This is a genomic window from Geodermatophilus sp. SYSU D01036, from assembly GCF_054050435.1.
This window is the reverse complement of the sequence record NZ_JBJGZJ010000008.1, coordinates 117,634-132,296: the sequence shown is the minus strand read 5'-3', so window position 1 is coordinate 132,296 and position 14,663 is coordinate 117,634. Positions and strand designations below refer to the sequence as shown.

The window sequence follows — 14,663 nt, the reverse complement described above, 5'->3', positions numbered from 1 at the left end:
TCGTCGACGCTCGACGTGCACCTGGACCTGCCGACCGGTCGCGTGACCGCGATCGGTCGGCTGGACGGCCGCAGCGCACGACTGCTGCGCGAAGCCGTGTCGGTCCTGCTGGGCACCGAGCAGCCGACCCTGGTCATCGACGTGAGCGAGTTGGAGGTCGCCGATCACGCCGCGCTGCGGGCCATCGGGGACGCCCACCGCCGAGCGATGCGGCAGGGCCGACGGATCACCGCGCACGGCGCGTCACCACAGCTGCGCAGCGCGCTGAGCCGGCTGCACCTGAGTTCCCATCTCCTCCACGACGACGCCGACCACGGACGAGACGCTGACGCCGTGAGAACTTCCGGCGGCGCCAAGTGACCCGGCCTCCACGACGTCATCGGCACGGATGCGAGGACCGACGTACGGACCGCGGTCGATGACGCGGCGCCAGGCTGCGGGCCACCACGCCAGCAGCATCAGGGCGGCCAGGCCTCGCACGCCGCAGCCGCTGCTCGCCGTCCGCGGCGTCTCGGGATGCACCATCCCGGTGTCGCCGACGAAGCTCGAATAGGGCCTCTGCCGTTCCCCGGGAGGGTGCGGAGGGACGGCCGCCGGGCGAGGATGGCCCCAGGAACCGCCGAGGCGAGGAGGTCCCCCGTGCCTGGCACCTCTGCCCCCGATGCCGGACGACGGCACACCGGCACCGGCGACCCCGTCACCGCCGGCTGGGACCGCGACGACGCCGCTGCCGAGCGGGACGCCGACGCCCGCGACCGCGACCGGGACGCCGAGGACCGCGACGAGCGCGCCCTGGAGCGCATGACGGCCGCCGGGCACCGGCACGCGACCGTCGGCCGGGACAGGGCGGCCGACCGGGAGGCCGCCCGCGCCGACCGCGACGCCCAGGAGGCCGACCGCAGGGCCGCGGCCCGTGACCGCGAGGCGGCCGCGGCCGACCGGGAGCAGGCGGCCCGCGACCGGGCCGCCGCCCGGATCGACCGGGAGCAGGCCGCGGTCGACCGCGCGCAGGACGGCTGAGCGGGGAGCGGTCAGTCCAGCGTCCCGGTGCGGATGACCTCCTCGGCCACCTGGCGCAGCTTGACGTTGCGGTGGCTGCTGGCGGTCCTGAGCAGGCCGAACGCGGCCTCCTCGTCGACCTTGCGCAGCGCCATGAGGATGCCGATCGCCATGCCGATCCGCCGGTTCGACTCGAGGGCGACGCGCAGGTGCGTCATCTGCTCGTCGGCGACGAGCAGGTTCTTCTCCATGCGGGCGACCTGGTCGGCGGCCCGCTGCAGAGCGGCGGCGACGGCCGCCGAGGTGGAGCCGGGTGAGGGACGCGACCGGCCGTCGGCGCCGGCCGGCGGGCGCTCCGCGGGGGCGTGGTCAACCACGGGTGGTCTCCGTGCGGGCGGGGCGGAGGGGCCGCGTCACCGGGTGCCCGGGGCTGGACACCTGGTCGTTCGCCCGACGGTAGCCGACACCCCTTCCCTCAGCGTCCGGCGTCCGGGGCGGGCAGCGGCCGGTCCAGCGGGTGGGCGCGCTCGTCGGCCGGCAGCCGGGCGGCCAGGAGGGTGACCGCGGCCAGCACCGGCGGGGCCAGGCCGGCCACGAGGAACGCCGCCCGCAGGCCGGCGCCCTCGCCCAGCGGCCCGGCGAGGGCCACCGACACGGGCACCAGCGCGCCCGAGACGACGAAGTCGAGGCTGGACACCCGGCCGAGCAGCGCCGACGGGACGCGGCGCTGCAGCAGGGTGCCCCAGATCGTCATCCCGCCGTGCACCCCGGCGCCGACGAGGACCGCGGCGGCGACCATGACGGGCACCGACGTCGTGGTGCCGAACGCGACCAGCGGCAGGCAGCCGGCCGCCCACAGCAGCACCGTCGTCGTGAGGTAGCGGCGCGGCAGGGGCCGCGAGGCGACGACGAGCGAGCTCAGCGCGCCGCCGACGCCGGAGCCGGCGAGCACCAGCGCGTGCTCGACGGGGCCGCCGCCGGCGCGCTCGCGCAGGGCGAACGGCGTCAGGACCTGCAGCGGCCCGGTGGTGACCAGCAGCATCAGCGCCCCGAACAGCAGCGTGGCGAGCAGCCAGCGGGTGCGTACGAGGAAGGCCAGCCCCTCGTGCAGGTCGGCCAGCAGCGCCCGCGCCGGGTGCGCCGGCCCGTCCGCGGCGCGGTGCACGGGCAGCAGCGGCAGCCCGAGGACGCAGACGGTGGCCGCGAGCGAGGTGGCCGCCGTGACCAGCAGCGCCGCGCCCGGGGAGGCCGCCGCCACCAGCAGCCCGGCCAGCGCGGGGCCGGTGACCTGGTAGAGCAGCGGCCGCATCGCGCCCTCGAGGCCGTTGGCGGCCAGCAGCTGGTCCTCGGGCAGCAGCGCGGGCACCAGCGCCGAGTAGGCCGGGTAGTGCAGCCCGAGCCCGGCCCCGCCGAGCAGCCCGGCGACGGCGAGCAGCGGCAGCGGCAGCGCGCCGGCCACCGACAGCGCCCCGGCGAGGCCCACCGGCACCGCCGCCAGCAGGGTGACCGCGACCAGCAGGTGGCGCTGCGGCACCCGGTCGGCGAGCACCCCGCCGGGCAGCGCCGTCGCCAGCGTCCCGACCGCGGAGGCGCCGGTCACCAGCGACAGCTCCGCCGGGCCGCCGCCGAGAGCCACCACCTGCCAGACGGCGGTCACCGCCCAGGCGCCGTTGGCCACCAGCGACAGGGCCAGGGAGAGCGCCAGCCGGCGGTAGGCCGCCGAGCGCAGCGGCGCCAGCGCCCGCGGGGAGGCGGTCACCGGCCCATGGTGCCCCGCAGCGCGGGCCGCCCTCCCGCCGCCCGCCGGAACCACGCCGCCGGGGTTCCGGAAACGCGCATGGACCGGACCCGGACCGGGCACCGCTCCCCCGTGGGGGACTGGCGGGAACAGCTGGACGGCATGCCCTTGGAGAGCCGGCTCAAGGCCCTGCTCGTGTACGAGCTGGCCTCCGACCGCGTGCCCGGGCAGCCGCTGGACGTGACGACGGCGGCGGTGCGGGCCGTCGCGACGGCGGAGGGCCTGGACACCGGGCAGCCGTGGATCGACGCGGCCGCCGCGCGGATCAGCGCGACCCCGGACGGGGCCCCCGGCGCCTGACCCCGGTGTGCCGCCTGTGACGGCAGGGGCGGGTGCGCCGCCCCGATCCGGACACGCACCGGGCGGTGCTGGCCCGCCGCCGCGCCGCCTCGGACCCTGGCGGTATGACCACTGCCTTCTCCTACGGGACCGCGCACGCGGTCGTGATGGTCGGCTCGGTCGGCAGCCCCGAGGGCCTGCAGCCCCGGCAGATCGGTCCGGCGCACGCGACGATCGGCCGGGTCACCGGCCGCAGCCGCAAGTCGCTGTGCGGCGCGTACGTGGCGGTGGACGAGCAGACGGAGTGGCCGCCGGAGGAGTACGAGGAGCACCAGCTCTGCCGGGAGTGCGCGGAGCTGGCCCGCCTCTGAGCGACCCTCAGCCGCCCGCGACCGAGGGCAGCACCTGCACCACCGACCCGGCGGGCACCGGCGTCGCCAGGCCCGCGGAGAAGCGGACGTCGTCGCCGTCGACGTAGACGTTGACGAAGCGGCGGACCTCCCCCGCCTCGTCGCGGATCCGCCGCTCCAGCACCGGGTGGGTGGCCGCCAGCGCGTCGAGCAGGCCGGCCAGCGTCGCGTCGCCCGGGTCCACCTGCAGCCGCCGGGAGCCGCCGGCCAGGTCGGCCAGCGCGCCCGGCAGCAGCACCTCGACGCTCACGGCAGCACCGCCGCGCGGACGCACAGGACGTCGGGCAGGTGCTCCGCCACCGTGGTGAAGGTGTCGCCCTCGTCGGCGCTGGCGTAGACGCAGCCGTCCCGGGTGCCCACGTAGACGCCGGTCGGGTCGCCCTCGTCGACGCAGACGGCGTCGCGCAGCACCGAGGTCCAGGACGCGTCGGGCAGCCCCGCGCCCAGCTCGGTCCAGGTGGCGCCGGCGTCGCGGGTCCGGTGCACCCGCAGCCGCCCGTCCGGCGGCACCCGCTCGGCGTCGGCGACCAGCGGCACCACCCAGGCGGTGCCCGGGGTGCGCGGCGAGGCGGCCACCGGGAAGCCGAAGTCGACGGGCAGGCCCTCGGCGATCGAGGTCCAGGACGCGCCGCCGTCGTCGGTGCGGAAGACGCCGAAGTGGTTCTGCGCGTAGAAGCGGTCGGGGTCGCCCGCGTCGGCGGCGACCTTGTGCACGCACTGCCCGTACTCCGGCGGCGGGTCGGGCAGGAACGGCGCGGTGATGCCGGCGTTGCGCGGCACCCACGTCGCCCCGCCGTCGTCGCTGGCGTAGACACCGCCGGCGCTCATCGCCACCAGCACCCGGTCGGTCGTGGGGTCCGGCAGGACGGTGTGCACCGCGCCGCCCCCGCCGCCCGGCTCCCAGGTCGGCCGGTGCGGGTAGTCCCACAGGCCGCGGACCAGCGCGAAGGTGCGGCCGCCGTCGTCGCTGCGCCACAGCGAGTGCGGCTCGCACCCGGCCCACACGACGCCGGGGCGGTCGGCGGTGTCCGGGCGGATCTGCCAGACGCGGGCCAGCGCGGCCCCGGTGTCGGCCGGGAAGCGGATGGCGCCCTGCTCGGTCTCGGTCCACGTGCGGCCGAGGTCGTCGGACCAGGTGACGGTCGGGCCCCAGTGGCCGTACCGGACCCCGGCCAGCACCCGCGGCGCCCCGCCGTCGGAGTCACCGCCCCGGGTGTCGATGCCGACCGCCGCCACCTCCTGCGCCAGCAGGTGCGGCCCGTCCACGGTCCAGGTGCGGCGGCCGTCGTCGCTGCGGGCCAGCCACAGTCCCTTGCGCGTCCCGATGGCGAGCAGGTCGGTCACGGTGCCTCCGCGGCGTCGGCGGGACCCGGCGGGTCCCTCCCGACACGGCAGACCGCGGCCGGCGCCGGAACTGAGCGGTGGGCCCGCTCAGAGGCGCGTGGAGCCCTCCGAGCCCTCGGCGGTCCGGCCGGGGTGCCCGTCGGCGTGCCGGTCGGCGAGGCCGGGGGCCAGCCGCTCCGCCTCCGCCCGCAGCTTGTCCGCCGCCGAGGCGTGCTCCTGGGCCGCCTCGGCCCGCTGGCGGGCCTCCTGCTCGGCCAGGCGCGTGCGCTCCTCGACCTCGGCGCGCTCGCGGCGGGCGCGGGCGGCCTGCTCCTCGGCCAGGGCCTGTTCCTTCTCCGCCTGCACCCCGCGCAGCCGGGCCTCCTCGAGGTGCTCGCGCGCCTGGGCGCGCTGCTGCTCGCGGCGGCGTGCGCCGGCGACCCGGCTGCGCTTGGCCAGCGCGAGCCCGATCAGGGCCAGCACGACGACCGCCACGACGACGATGAGCACGATCAACCAGGTGTCCACGACGCTCTCCCTCCCGAGATCGACTCGAGAGTGCCCTGGTGAGCGCCCCGGGAAACCGAGATCACTTCAGCGCGGAACCGGCCTGCCACTGGTCCCACGGGATCGTCCAGTCCGCGATCGGCGAGGTGAGCTGTCCGGCGTCGGAGTTGACGATCTCGACGACGTCCCCCGGCTGGGAGAACTCGTAGAACCAGCGGGCGTTCTCGTCGGAGAGGTTGATGCAGCCGTGGGAGACGTTCTCCCGGCCCTGCTGCGCCACCGACCACGGGGCGCCGTGCACGAACTCGCCGCTGTCGGACAGCCGCACGGCCCACTTCACCGGCGTGCGGTAGCCCTCGGGGCTGTCGACGGGCACGCCGTAGGTGCTCGAGTCCATGACCCGGTCGGCGTTGAGCTCGGTGACCACGTGCGGGCCGTTGTAGCTCGGGTTGTCCGGGCTGCCGGCGCTCATCGGCCAGTCCTGCACCAGCGTGTCGCCGTCGTAGACCTGCATGCGGTGCGTCGCGACGTCCGCGACGGACACGTGCCGGTCCCCGATGCGGAAGGAGACCGTGCGGTCCTTCTCGCCCCAGACGCCGTCGCCGAGGGGGACGCCGTAGAGGTCGGCCTCGAGGGTCACGTCGGTCTGCGCCGGCCAGTACTGCGACGGGCGGAAGTGCACCTCGGTGTCGCTGATCCAGCTCCAGACGCCGTCGGTGGGGGTGGAGCTGGTGACCAGCAGGTGGCTCTCGGCGGCGGCCTTGTCGGCGACCGGCTGCTCGAAGTACACGCGGATCGGCATGCCGACGCCGACCGTCTGGCCGTCCAGCGGGCCGATCGAGGGGGTGGTCACCGTCTCCGGGTCCACGGTGGTGAAGGTGCTGGTCGCCTCGGCCTGCTCGCCGTCGGCGTTCGTCGCGGTGGCGGTGAGCGTGTAGGTGCTGCCGTAGGCGAGGTCCTCGTCCGGCGTCCAGACGTCGGTGCCCTCGGTGTCGCCGTCGGCCACCTGGCCGGGGACGTCCGCGCCGGCCCGGTCGGTGACGGTGACGTCGGCGAGCTCGCCGTCGGTGACGGAGATCTCCACCGGGTCGGCCGGGGCGACGTCGACCGCGCCGTCGGCCGGGGCGAGCTGCAGCTGCGCGGGCGCCGCGTCGGCCGGGGTCGGGGCCGCGGACGACGACGCCGACGACGTCCCGCCGTCGTCGCCGCTCTGGCACCCGCTGAGCAGGACCAGCGCCCCCGCCGTGACCAGCGCAGCCATCCGTCGCACCGTGTTGCCCCCTCGTCCCCGCGGAGCCGCGCCCGCACCCGGCACAGCCGTACCCACCCAGTGTCCACGCGGATCACGGAACCGTGGCGTCCGCCACCCGCGGACCCCCGAGCGGGACGCCGTCGACCGCTGGTATCGTTCTCCCTCGTGACCCGGGCAGCCGGGAGACACGCGCCATTAGCTCAATTGGCAGAGCAGCTGACTCTTAATCAGCGGGTTCGGGGTTCGAGTCCCTGATGGCGCACAGCACACGAGAGCGGCTCCTCCCCCGGCGGGAGGGCCGCTCTCGCCGTCTCAGGGGCCGTCGTCGGGGACCGTCCCCTCGAGCAGCGGGCGCTGGCGGGTCGTGAGCGGGGCGAGCTCCGCGTCGAGGGCCCGGTACGCCTCCCCCTCCCGCTCGAGGAAGGCGGTCCAGGCGCCCCGGTCCCGCCAGCGGTCGACGGTGAGGAAGCGGCCGCCGCCCCCCGCGTCGCGGAACAGCTCCGTGCCGGCGTGCCCGCCGGCCCGCCGGAACAGCCGCGCCCAGTCCCCGTCCGCCCCGTAGGCCGCGACGAACCGCCCCACGACCGCGGGGGCGACGTCGTACTCCCAGATCCGCACGAACACGCAGGTCCGGACCTCCGGCTCAGCCCAGCCGCAGCCCGTGCTCGGCCAGCGCCTCGTCGAGGATGCGCAGCGCCCTCGGGCCGACGCCGTGCAGCGCGGCGAGCGCCGCCCGCGGGACGCCGTCGAGCGAGGACAGGGCCGGGTACCCGGCCTGCTGCAGGGCGCGGGTGGCCGGCGCGCCGATCCGGGGCAGCTCGTCGAGCGGCGTCACGCCCGGGACCGTAGCGGCCCCGGGCGGGCCGGGTCAGCCGCGGACGGCGCGCACCACCCGGCGGACGCCGAGCACCGCGGCCCCGGCGCCCGCCAGCCACGGCCCGGCGACGACCACCGGGTCGAGCAGCTGGTGCCGGACGTCCGAGCGCCCGCGGCGTGAGCGCAGGCCGCCGCGGGTGAACTCGGTCCGCAGGCCGGTGGCGGGCACGTCGGGCCGGGAGGAGGCGAACGACCGCAGGTGGTGCTCCCAGGCGTCGACGCGGTCGCCGACGACCAGCAGCAGCCAGTGCGCGAGCCGGCCCTCGCTGAAGCGGGCGTAGGCGAACCGGCGGATCGTCCCGGACAGGCCGCGCAGCGGCTGGGCGGTGCCGAACACCGGCGTCACGAAGGCGTGCTCGATCGACCGCTCCCGGCCCTCGCTGCCGGGCTGGCGCTCGGGGAAGTCCCAGTGGGCGCCGGTGTCGGCCGGGTACTGCAGCTTCGGGTACGAGGGCCGGTCGGCCGGGTCGAGGTCGGCGCCCCACCCGGGGATGCGGGCCCGCAGCTCCTCGCGGCCCGGCGTCGGGGTGCGCTTGTCGCGGACGTACGCGCTCGGGATGTCGGACTCGGTCATGGTCGCCCCTCAGGCCGCGTCGGGCAGGATCAGCGGCTTGATGCAGCCGTCGAGCTTGCTGGAGAACACGTGGTAGGCCTCCGCGATGTGCTCCAGCGGGAAGCGGTGGGTGACCACCTCGCGCGGGGTCAGGTGGCCGTTGCGGACGTGCTCGAACATCCGCGGCCACTGCCGCTTCACCGGCGTCTGGTTCATCCGCAGGGTGAGCCCCTTGTTCAGCGCGTCGCCGAACTTCACCGCGTTGGGGATCGGCCCGTAGGCGCCGACCACGGACACCGTGCCGCCCTTGCGCACGCCGTCGATCGCCCAGTTGAGCGCGACCGGCGACCCGCCCTGCAGCTTCAGCTTCGTCCCGGTGACGTGCTGGAGGAAGTTGCCGTCGGCCTCCGCGCCGACCGCCTCGATGACGACGTCGGCGCCCAGGTGGTCGGTCTGCTTCTTCATCTCGACCACGACGTCGTCGTGCTCGTCGTAGTCGATCGTCTCGGCGTGGGCCATGGTCCGCGCCTTCTCCAGCCGCTCCTGCAGGTGGTCGACGACGATCACCCGGCCGGCGCCCATGAGCCACGCCGACTGGGCGGCGACCAGCCCGACCGGCCCCGCGCCGAGCACGACCACGGTGTCCCCCTCGGCGATCTCGCCGAGCTGGGCGCCGAAGTAGCCGGTGGCCGCGGCGTCGGTCATGACGACGGCGTCCTCGTCGTGCATCCACTCGGGGATCCGCACCGGACCGACGTCGGCGAACGGGACGCGGACGTACTGCGACTGCCCGCCGTCGTAGCCGCCGGTGGTGTGCGAGTAGCCGTAGATGCCGCCGACCGCCGTCGCGTTCGGGTTGACGTTGTGGCAGTTGGAGTACAGGCCGCGGGCGCAGAACCAGCACGACCCGCAGAAGACGTTGAACGGCACCATCACCCGGTCGCCGACCTGCAGGTTCCGCACCGACGGGCCGACCTGCTCGACGACGCCGATGAACTCGTGGCCGAACGTGTGGCCGATCCGGGTGTCCGGCATCAGGCCGTGGTAGAGGTGCAGGTCGGAGCCGCAGATCGCGGCCAGGGTGACCCGGACGATCGCGTCGTTCGGGTGCTCGATCGACGGGACGTCCTTGTCCTCGACGCGGACCTTGTACGGCCCGCGGTAGACCATCGCGCGCACGCAGCGCCCCTCTCCTCGTGCCGGGCCCTGCACACCGGCGCTGCCGCAGCCGTGCCCGGCACCCGGCGGCCGGAAACGGCCTCGGACGTCCGGACGGGCCGCGGACCGCTCAGGCGGTCGTCGAGTCGGGCGCCCGGGCGGCGCCCCGGGACCGCCTCCGCTCCGCGGCACGGGTGACGTCCTCGAGCAGCCGGCGCAGGTCCGCGGCGTGCTCGCCGAGGTCCTCCTCCAGGCCGGCGAGGACGGCGCCGGCGTCGCGGGCGAGTCGCCGGCCGGCGGTGGTCAGGCGGACCAGGCGCCCGCGGGACCGGGCGGGGTCGGCGACCGTCTCGACCAGGCCCAGGCGGACCAGGCCGGCGACGAGGTCCTGCTGGGCCTGGCGGGTGGTGCCCAGCCGCCTCGCCAGCTCCGCCGGGGCGGTCCCGTCCGGCTCGAGGAAGGCGAAGACGAGGGACTGCGCCGCCGACAGCCGCGGCCACCCGCGGGCCGCGAGCTCGTCCCGGAGGACGGCGTCGAAGGACCGGCCCGCCTGCAGCAGCAGGTAGGCCAGCGGCAGCTCCTCCCGCCGTTGCACGGACGTCAGGTTACCTGACATCCTGTTGTCAGGGAACCTGACAGGGAGGTCGGAGTGCGCATCGTGGTGTTCGGAGCGGCGGGCGGCGTCGGCCGCCACGCCGTGCGGCTGGCGGCCGAGCGCGGGCACACGGTGGTCGCCGTGGCCCGCCGGGCGACGGGCCTGCCCGGGGTCGTCGAGTGCCCCGGGGACGTCCGCGACGCCGCCCTGGTGGGCGGGGCGGTGCGCGGGGCCGACGCCGTCCTGTGGTGCGTCGGGGTCACCCGGTCCTCGGGCGGGGACGTCGGCCGGGCGGCGCTGCCCGGGGTGGTCGCGGCCATGCGCGCGGCCGGGGTGCGGCGGTTCGTCGGGATCTCCGGCGCGGGGGCGGACCTGCCCGGCGACCGCAAGGGACGCGGCGCCCGCCTCGTCTCGGGCCTGACCCACCGGCTGGCACGGGACGTCGTCGAGGACAAGGAGGGCGAGTACCGGGTGCTCGCCGGCTCGGACCTGGACTGGACCCAGGTGCGCCCGCCGCGCCTGGCCGAGCGGCCGGGCACCGGCCGGTACCGGCTGACGACCGAGGCCCCGGGGCTGCGCGCGGCTCCGCTGGCCAAGGCGGACGCCGCGCTCGCCCTGGTGGAGCTCGCCGCGGGGTGGAGCTGGCTCTCGGCGGCGCCGTTCGTCGTGGCCGGCGACCGGTGACCGTGCTCGTCGCCGGGGCCACCGGCACGGTCGGCAGCGAGGTCGTCCGCCGGCTGGCCGGCCGCGGGGCCGACGTCCGGGCCGGCGCGCGCGACCCGGAGCGGGCGGCTCCCGCGCTCCCGGCCGGCGTGCCCGCCGTCCGGCTCGACCTGGAGGACCCCACCTCGTGGCCGGCCGCCCTCTCCGGCGTCGAGGCGCTGTTCCTGCTCCGCCCGCCGGACGTCGCCCGGGCCGGACGCCTGCAGCCCTTCCTCGACGCGGTCGCCGCCGCCGGGGTGCGGCGGGTCGTCGTGCTGTCGGTGCAGGCCGCCGGGCGCAACCCGCTGCTCCCCCACCGGGCGCTGGAGAGGCGGGTGGAGGCCACCGGCCTGGCCTGGACCCACCTGCGCCCGGCCAACTTCCTCCAGAACCTGCTCACCGTGCACCGCGAGGAGATCCGGGACCGGTCGCGGATCTCGGTGCCGGCCGGGAACGGGCGGACCGCCCACGTCGACGTCCGCGACCTCGCCGAGGTGGCCGCCACGGCGCTGACGGAGCCGGGCCACGAGGGGAGGGCCTACGAGCTGACCGGCCGGGAGGCGCCGACCTTCGCCGAGATCGCGGCGACCCTCTCGGCGGTGCTGGGCCGCCCGGTCGTCTACCCGCGGCCGGGCGCGGTCGCCTTCGTACGGGAGCAGCTGGCCGAGCGCAGGCCTCCCGGGCTGGTGCTGGTCATGACCCTGCTGTTCACGACCACCCGGCTGGGGCTGGCCGCGCGCACCACCGACGACCTGGCCCGCCTGCTGGGCCGGGAGCCGACTCCCCTGCGCCGGTTCGTCGAGGACCACGCCGACGCCTGGCGCCCGGAAACCGGTTGAGCCCGTGCCCAGCATGGAGGGCATGACGACTCCCCCCGCGCTCGATCCGGTGCACCGTCCGGAGGACGGCGAGCTCGTCGGCCACCTGACCGCCGCCGACGGCCGGGACGGGTGGACCGCGCACGCCGTCCCCGGCATGCCGCTGCGGCACTTCCCCACCCGCGAGCAGGCCGTCGCGTTCCTGCGCGAGCGCGGCCTGGCGCTGCTCGCCGGGCGCTGGACCTACACGCCCGAGCGCGGTGAGCCGCGCACCGCGTGGCTGGTCGAGGCCCGGCCCGGGGCGGTCGTCGTGCGGTTCGGATACGACCCGGCGCCGGTGCCGCTGGCCGGCGCGGACCTCGGCCGGCTCACCCCGGCATAGCGGCGGCCCGGGGAGCGTTCCGCGGGCGTGAGCAGCCCGCGGGACGTCGACGTCGTGGTCATCGGCGCGGGCCAGGCCGGCCTGTCCGCCGCGTACCACCTGGCCCGCCAGGGCCTCCCGCCCGGCAGCGGCTTCGTCGTCCTCGACGGCGACGCCGCACCCGGCGGGGCCTGGCAGCACCGCTGGCCCTCGCTGACCCTGGCGACCACCCACCGGGTGCACGAGCTGCCGGGCCTGCCGTTCGCACCGGCGTCGGAGGACCGGCCCGCCGCCGAGGCGGTGCCGGCCTACTTCGCCGAGTACGAGCGGCGCTTCGCCCTGCCGGTGCAGCGGCCGGTGCGGGTGTCCGCGGTGCGCCGCACCGGCGACGGCCGGTTCCTGGTCGAGGCGCCCGAGGGGACCTGGCGGGCCCGCGGCGTGGTCAACGCCACCGGCACCTGGACGCGGCCGTTCGTGCCGCGCTACCCGGGCCAGGAGACCTTCCGCGGCCGGCAGCTGCACACGGTCGGCTACCGCGGCGCGGAGGAGTTCGCCGGGCGGTCGGTCGTGGTCGTCGGCGGCGGCGCCTCGGCGGTGCAGCTGCTCGGCGAGATCGCGCCGGTCGCCCGCACCACCTGGGTGACCCGCCGCCCGCCGGTCCGGCGCGAGGGCCCCTTCGGCGAGGAGCAGGGCCGGGAGGCGGTGGCCCGCGTCGCGGCCGCGGTGCGCGCCGGCCGGATGCCCGGCAGCGTCGTCGGCGCGACCGGGCTGGTGGTCACCCCGTGGGTGCGCCGCGCCCTGGACGACGGCGTCCTCACCCGCCTGCCGGTGTTCGACCGGATCACCCCCGACGGCGTCGCGTGGGACGACGGCCGCACGGTCGCCGCCGACGTGATCCTGTGGGCGACGGGCTTCCGCGCCGCGGTCGGCCACCTGGCCCCGCTGCGGCTGCGCACCCGCGACGGCGTCATCCGGCTCGACGGCACCTCCGCCGTCGACGAGCCGCGACTGCAGCTGGTCGGCTACGGGCCCAGCGCGAGCACGATCGGCGCCAACCGGGCCGGCCGGACGGCGGCGGTGACCCTGCGCCGGCTGCTCGCCGCGGACCTGCCCCGCAGCGCCTGACCGGGGCGTCCCCCAGCACCGGATGGGGGACGGTCCAGGGTCGGGCCGGGGGTCCTCCCCGATGTGCCGGGCACCCCGCTGCCGAGAGCCTTCCCGGCATGACCTCGCAGCCCTCCCCTCCCCCGGCGGTGACCCCGTGATCGTCGCCGGCGGCCTCACCAAGCGCTACGGCGACCGGGTCGCCGTCGACCGCGTCTCCTTCACCGTCCGCCCGGGCCGGGTGACCGGCTTCCTCGGCCCCAACGGCGCCGGCAAGTCGACGACGATGCGGATGGTCATCGGCCTGGACCGGCCCACCGAGGGCTCGGTCACCGTCGACGGCATCCGGTACCTCGACCACCCCGCCCCGCTGCGCGCGGTCGGCGCGCTGCTCGAGGCCCGCGCGCTGCACCCCGGCCGCACCGCCTGGGCGCACCTGCGCTGGATGGCCGCCTCCAACGGCATCCCCGCCGCCCGCGTCGACGAGGTGCTCGGCCTGGTCGGCCTGGAGGCGGTGGCCGGGCAGCGGGTCGGCCGGTTCTCCCTCGGCATGGGCCAGCGGCTGGGCATCGCGGCCGCGCTGCTCGGCGACCCCCCGGTCGTCGTCCTCGACGAGCCGGTCAACGGGCTGGACCCCGAGGGCATCCGCTGGGTGCGCACCCTGGCCCGCGACCTCGCCGCCGAGGGCCGCACCGTGCTGGTGTCCAGCCACCTCATGGCCGAGATGGCGCTGACCGCCGACCACCTCGTCGTCATCGGCCGCGGCCGGGTGCTCGCCGACTGCCCCACGGCGGACTTCATCGCCGAGCACGCCGCCTCCTACGTGCGCGTCCGCACCCCCCGGCCCGCCGACCTCGCCGAGCTGCTGCGGCGCGCGGGCGCCGACGTCACCCGCGACGGCGACGAGCTGCGCGTCCAGGGCGTCGACGCCGCCGCCACCGGGGAGCTCGCCGCCGGCGCCGGCCTGGTGCTGCACGAGCTGGGCCTCGTCCGGTCCTCCCTCGAGGACGCCTTCATGACCCTGACCGCCGGCAGCGTCGAGTACGCCGCCGCCCGCCCCGCCGAGGTGACCCGGTGACCGCCTCCACCCTGGCCGCGCCCCGCGCGTCCTCCCCCGCCCCGGCCGCGACCGCCGGGCTGCCCCGCGCCCTGCACGCCGAGTGGATCAAGCTGTGGTCGGTGCGCTCCACCGGCTGGTCGGTGGCCGCGATGGTCGCCCTCGGCGCCGGGCTCACCACGCTCGTGTGCGCACTGGTCGCCCCCGACCTCGCCGCCGGCGAGACCGGCGAGCCGGTCGGCGCGTTCATCACCTGGGGGCTGCTGTTCGCGCAGGTCACCGCCGTCGTCCTCGGCGCGCTCGTCGTCACCGCCGAGTACGGCACCGGGATGATCCGCGCGACGCTGGCCGCCACCCCGCGCCGCGGCACCGTGCTCGTGGCCAAGGCGGTCGTGCTCAGCGCCGTCCTGTTCGTCGCCGGGGTGGTCACCGCGACGCTCGGCTGGCTCGGCGGCAACGCGTTCCTGTCCGCGGAGGGCATCGGCCTGTCCCTCGGCGACGACGGGGTGCTGCGCTCGCTGCTCGGCAGCGGCCTCTACATGGCCGGCCTCGGGGTGTTCGCGATGGCCGTCGGGCTGCTGGTGCGCTCCACCGCCGCCGCGGTGTCGGTGGTGCTGGCGCTGGTCTTCCTCGTCGGCAACCTGGTGATGCTGCTGCCCGGCGCCCTGGGCGAGTGGCTGACCAAGCTCATGCCGGGCAACGCGGGCTCGCGGATCGCGATGCCGGAGTCGTTCAACCCGCTGCTGCTCGAGCCGTGGGCCGGGTTCGCCGTCTTCGCCGCCGAGGTCGCCGTCGTCCTCGCCGTCGCCGCGGTCGCCTTCACCCGCCGCGACGCCTGACGAAGGACCCCTCTGCCCCCCACGCCTCGCGA

The 14,663-nt window shown here is 76.9% G+C and carries 21 protein-coding genes and 1 tRNA gene; 11 read left to right on the top strand and 11 right to left on the bottom strand.

The window, feature by feature from the left end; translation table 11 throughout:
- Window positions 1-15: 15 nt before the first annotated feature.
- Window positions 16-360 (top strand): STAS domain-containing protein, encoded by a 345-nt coding sequence (locus tag ACI8AR_RS10965; protein ID WP_457051053.1) that lies wholly within the window; start codon window positions 16-18, stop codon window positions 358-360.
- A gap of 279 nt (window positions 361-639) precedes the next feature.
- Window positions 640-1,020, top strand: a complete 381-nt coding sequence (locus ACI8AR_RS10960; RefSeq protein WP_457051052.1) for a hypothetical protein — start codon at window positions 640-642, stop codon at window positions 1,018-1,020.
- An 11-nt stretch (window positions 1,021-1,031) separates the two neighbouring features.
- Here ACI8AR_RS10960 and ACI8AR_RS10955 read toward each other — a convergent pair whose 3' ends face one another.
- Window positions 1,032-1,376, bottom strand: a complete 345-nt coding sequence (locus tag ACI8AR_RS10955) for an ANTAR domain-containing protein (protein ID WP_457051051.1) — start codon at window positions 1,374-1,376, stop codon at window positions 1,032-1,034.
- 98 nt (window positions 1,377-1,474) lie between these two features.
- Window positions 1,475-2,758: an MFS transporter gene (locus ACI8AR_RS10950; RefSeq protein ID WP_457051050.1), complete on the bottom strand. Its 1,284-nt coding sequence runs from the start codon at window positions 2,756-2,758 to the stop codon at window positions 1,475-1,477.
- A 78-nt stretch (window positions 2,759-2,836) separates the two neighbouring features.
- Here ACI8AR_RS10950 and ACI8AR_RS10945 point away from each other — a divergent pair, with 78 nt between their 5' ends.
- A complete protein-coding gene (locus ACI8AR_RS10945) occupies window positions 2,837-3,097 on the top strand; it encodes a hypothetical protein (RefSeq protein ID WP_457051049.1) in 261 nt (86 codons plus the stop codon).
- A 104-nt stretch (window positions 3,098-3,201) separates the two neighbouring features.
- Window positions 3,202-3,447: a hypothetical protein gene (locus ACI8AR_RS10940; RefSeq protein WP_456935133.1), complete on the top strand. Its 246-nt coding sequence runs from the start codon at window positions 3,202-3,204 to the stop codon at window positions 3,445-3,447.
- A gap of 7 nt (window positions 3,448-3,454) precedes the next feature.
- Here the strand turns inward: ACI8AR_RS10940 and ACI8AR_RS10935 are convergent, their stop codons facing one another.
- From ACI8AR_RS10935 to ACI8AR_RS10920, 4 genes are all read right to left on the bottom strand, one after another.
- Window positions 3,455-3,736 carry a ubiquitin-like small modifier protein 1 gene (locus ACI8AR_RS10935; RefSeq protein WP_457051048.1) on the bottom strand — a complete coding sequence of 94 codons (282 nt, stop codon included), beginning with the start codon at window positions 3,734-3,736 and terminating at the stop codon, window positions 3,455-3,457.
- Window positions 3,733-4,830: an exo-alpha-sialidase gene (locus ACI8AR_RS10930; protein WP_457051047.1), complete on the bottom strand. Its 1,098-nt coding sequence runs from the start codon at window positions 4,828-4,830 to the stop codon at window positions 3,733-3,735. Before ACI8AR_RS10930 ends, ACI8AR_RS10935 begins: the two co-directional genes overlap by 4 nt.
- Window positions 4,831-4,917: 87 nt before the next feature.
- Entirely contained in the window at window positions 4,918-5,337 is a 420-nt protein-coding gene (locus ACI8AR_RS10925) for a hypothetical protein (protein ID WP_457051046.1), read from the bottom strand.
- Window positions 5,338-5,398: 61 nt separating this feature from the next.
- Window positions 5,399-6,577: a L,D-transpeptidase gene (locus ACI8AR_RS10920; protein ID WP_457051045.1), complete on the bottom strand. Its 1,179-nt coding sequence runs from the start codon at window positions 6,575-6,577 to the stop codon at window positions 5,399-5,401.
- Between the two features lie 180 nt (window positions 6,578-6,757).
- On the opposite strand from ACI8AR_RS10920, the gene ACI8AR_RS10915 reads away from it, so the two are divergent.
- Window positions 6,758-6,830, top strand: a tRNA-Lys gene (locus ACI8AR_RS10915).
- A gap of 50 nt (window positions 6,831-6,880) precedes the next feature.
- Here the strand turns inward: ACI8AR_RS10915 and ACI8AR_RS10910 are convergent.
- The 5 genes from ACI8AR_RS10910 to ACI8AR_RS10890 form a co-directional block, all read right to left on the bottom strand.
- A complete protein-coding gene (locus ACI8AR_RS10910; RefSeq protein ID WP_457051044.1) occupies window positions 6,881-7,192 on the bottom strand; it encodes an antibiotic biosynthesis monooxygenase family protein in 312 nt (103 codons plus the stop codon).
- 19 nt (window positions 7,193-7,211) lie between these two features.
- Window positions 7,212-7,403: a DNA-binding protein gene (locus tag ACI8AR_RS10905; RefSeq protein WP_457051043.1), complete on the bottom strand. Its 192-nt coding sequence runs from the start codon at window positions 7,401-7,403 to the stop codon at window positions 7,212-7,214.
- Window positions 7,404-7,436: 33 nt separating this feature from the next.
- A complete protein-coding gene (locus ACI8AR_RS10900) occupies window positions 7,437-8,018 on the bottom strand; it encodes a hypothetical protein (protein ID WP_457051042.1) in 582 nt (193 codons plus the stop codon).
- Between the two features lie 9 nt (window positions 8,019-8,027).
- On the bottom strand, window positions 8,028-9,167 hold the full coding sequence (locus tag ACI8AR_RS10895; RefSeq protein ID WP_457051082.1) for a zinc-dependent alcohol dehydrogenase: 1,140 nt from the start codon (window positions 9,165-9,167) through the stop codon (window positions 8,028-8,030).
- Window positions 9,168-9,285: 118 nt separating this feature from the next.
- The gene (locus ACI8AR_RS10890; RefSeq protein WP_457051041.1) at window positions 9,286-9,750 is read right to left on the bottom strand and encodes a MarR family winged helix-turn-helix transcriptional regulator; all 465 of its coding nucleotides are present in this window, start codon (window positions 9,748-9,750) and stop codon (window positions 9,286-9,288) included.
- A 54-nt stretch (window positions 9,751-9,804) separates the two neighbouring features.
- On the opposite strand from ACI8AR_RS10890, the gene ACI8AR_RS10885 reads away from it, so the two are divergent.
- The 6 genes from ACI8AR_RS10885 (at window position 9,805) to ACI8AR_RS10860 (ending at window position 14,631) form a co-directional block, all read left to right on the top strand.
- Entirely contained in the window at window positions 9,805-10,434 is a 630-nt protein-coding gene (locus ACI8AR_RS10885; protein ID WP_457051040.1) for an NAD(P)-dependent oxidoreductase, read from the top strand.
- Window positions 10,431-11,291 carry an SDR family oxidoreductase gene (locus ACI8AR_RS10880; RefSeq protein ID WP_457051039.1) on the top strand — a complete coding sequence of 287 codons (861 nt, stop codon included), beginning with the start codon at window positions 10,431-10,433 and terminating at the stop codon, window positions 11,289-11,291. The genes ACI8AR_RS10885 and ACI8AR_RS10880 overlap by 4 nt, the downstream gene beginning before the upstream one ends.
- 22 nt (window positions 11,292-11,313) lie before the next feature.
- Window positions 11,314-11,652: a hypothetical protein gene (locus ACI8AR_RS10875; protein ID WP_457051038.1), complete on the top strand. Its 339-nt coding sequence runs from the start codon at window positions 11,314-11,316 to the stop codon at window positions 11,650-11,652.
- 27 nt (window positions 11,653-11,679) lie between these two features.
- Complete coding sequence (locus tag ACI8AR_RS10870; protein WP_457051037.1) at window positions 11,680-12,756, top strand: FAD-dependent oxidoreductase; 1,077 nt, start codon at window positions 11,680-11,682, stop codon at window positions 12,754-12,756.
- Between the two features lie 136 nt (window positions 12,757-12,892).
- Window positions 12,893-13,813 carry an ABC transporter ATP-binding protein gene (locus ACI8AR_RS10865; RefSeq protein WP_457051036.1) on the top strand — a complete coding sequence of 307 codons (921 nt, stop codon included), beginning with the start codon at window positions 12,893-12,895 and terminating at the stop codon, window positions 13,811-13,813.
- Window positions 13,810-14,631 carry an ABC transporter permease subunit gene (locus ACI8AR_RS10860; protein ID WP_457051035.1) on the top strand — a complete coding sequence of 274 codons (822 nt, stop codon included), beginning with the start codon at window positions 13,810-13,812 and terminating at the stop codon, window positions 14,629-14,631. Before ACI8AR_RS10865 ends, ACI8AR_RS10860 begins: the two co-directional genes overlap by 4 nt.
- Window positions 14,632-14,663 lie beyond the last annotated feature (32 nt).

What these genes read in the sequence shown, in the direction of transcription:
- ACI8AR_RS10940 (WP_456935133.1), top strand. Translation starts at nt 3,202, where the DNA reads ATGACCACTGCCTTCTCCTACGGGACCGCGCACGCGGTCGTGATGGTC.
- ACI8AR_RS10875 (WP_457051038.1), top strand. Translation starts at nt 11,314, where the DNA reads ATGACGACTCCCCCCGCGCTCGATCCGGTGCACCGTCCGGAGGACGGC.
- ACI8AR_RS10900 (WP_457051042.1), bottom strand. Translation starts at nt 8,018, where the DNA reads ATGACCGAGTCCGACATCCCGAGCGCGTACGTCCGCGACAAGCGCACC.
- ACI8AR_RS10920 (WP_457051045.1), bottom strand. Translation starts at nt 6,577, where the DNA reads ATGGCTGCGCTGGTCACGGCGGGGGCGCTGGTCCTGCTCAGCGGGTGC.
- ACI8AR_RS10945 (WP_457051049.1), top strand. Translation starts at nt 2,837, where the DNA reads ATGGACCGGACCCGGACCGGGCACCGCTCCCCCGTGGGGGACTGGCGG.
- ACI8AR_RS10895 (WP_457051082.1), bottom strand. Translation starts at nt 9,167, where the DNA reads ATGGTCTACCGCGGGCCGTACAAGGTCCGCGTCGAGGACAAGGACGTC.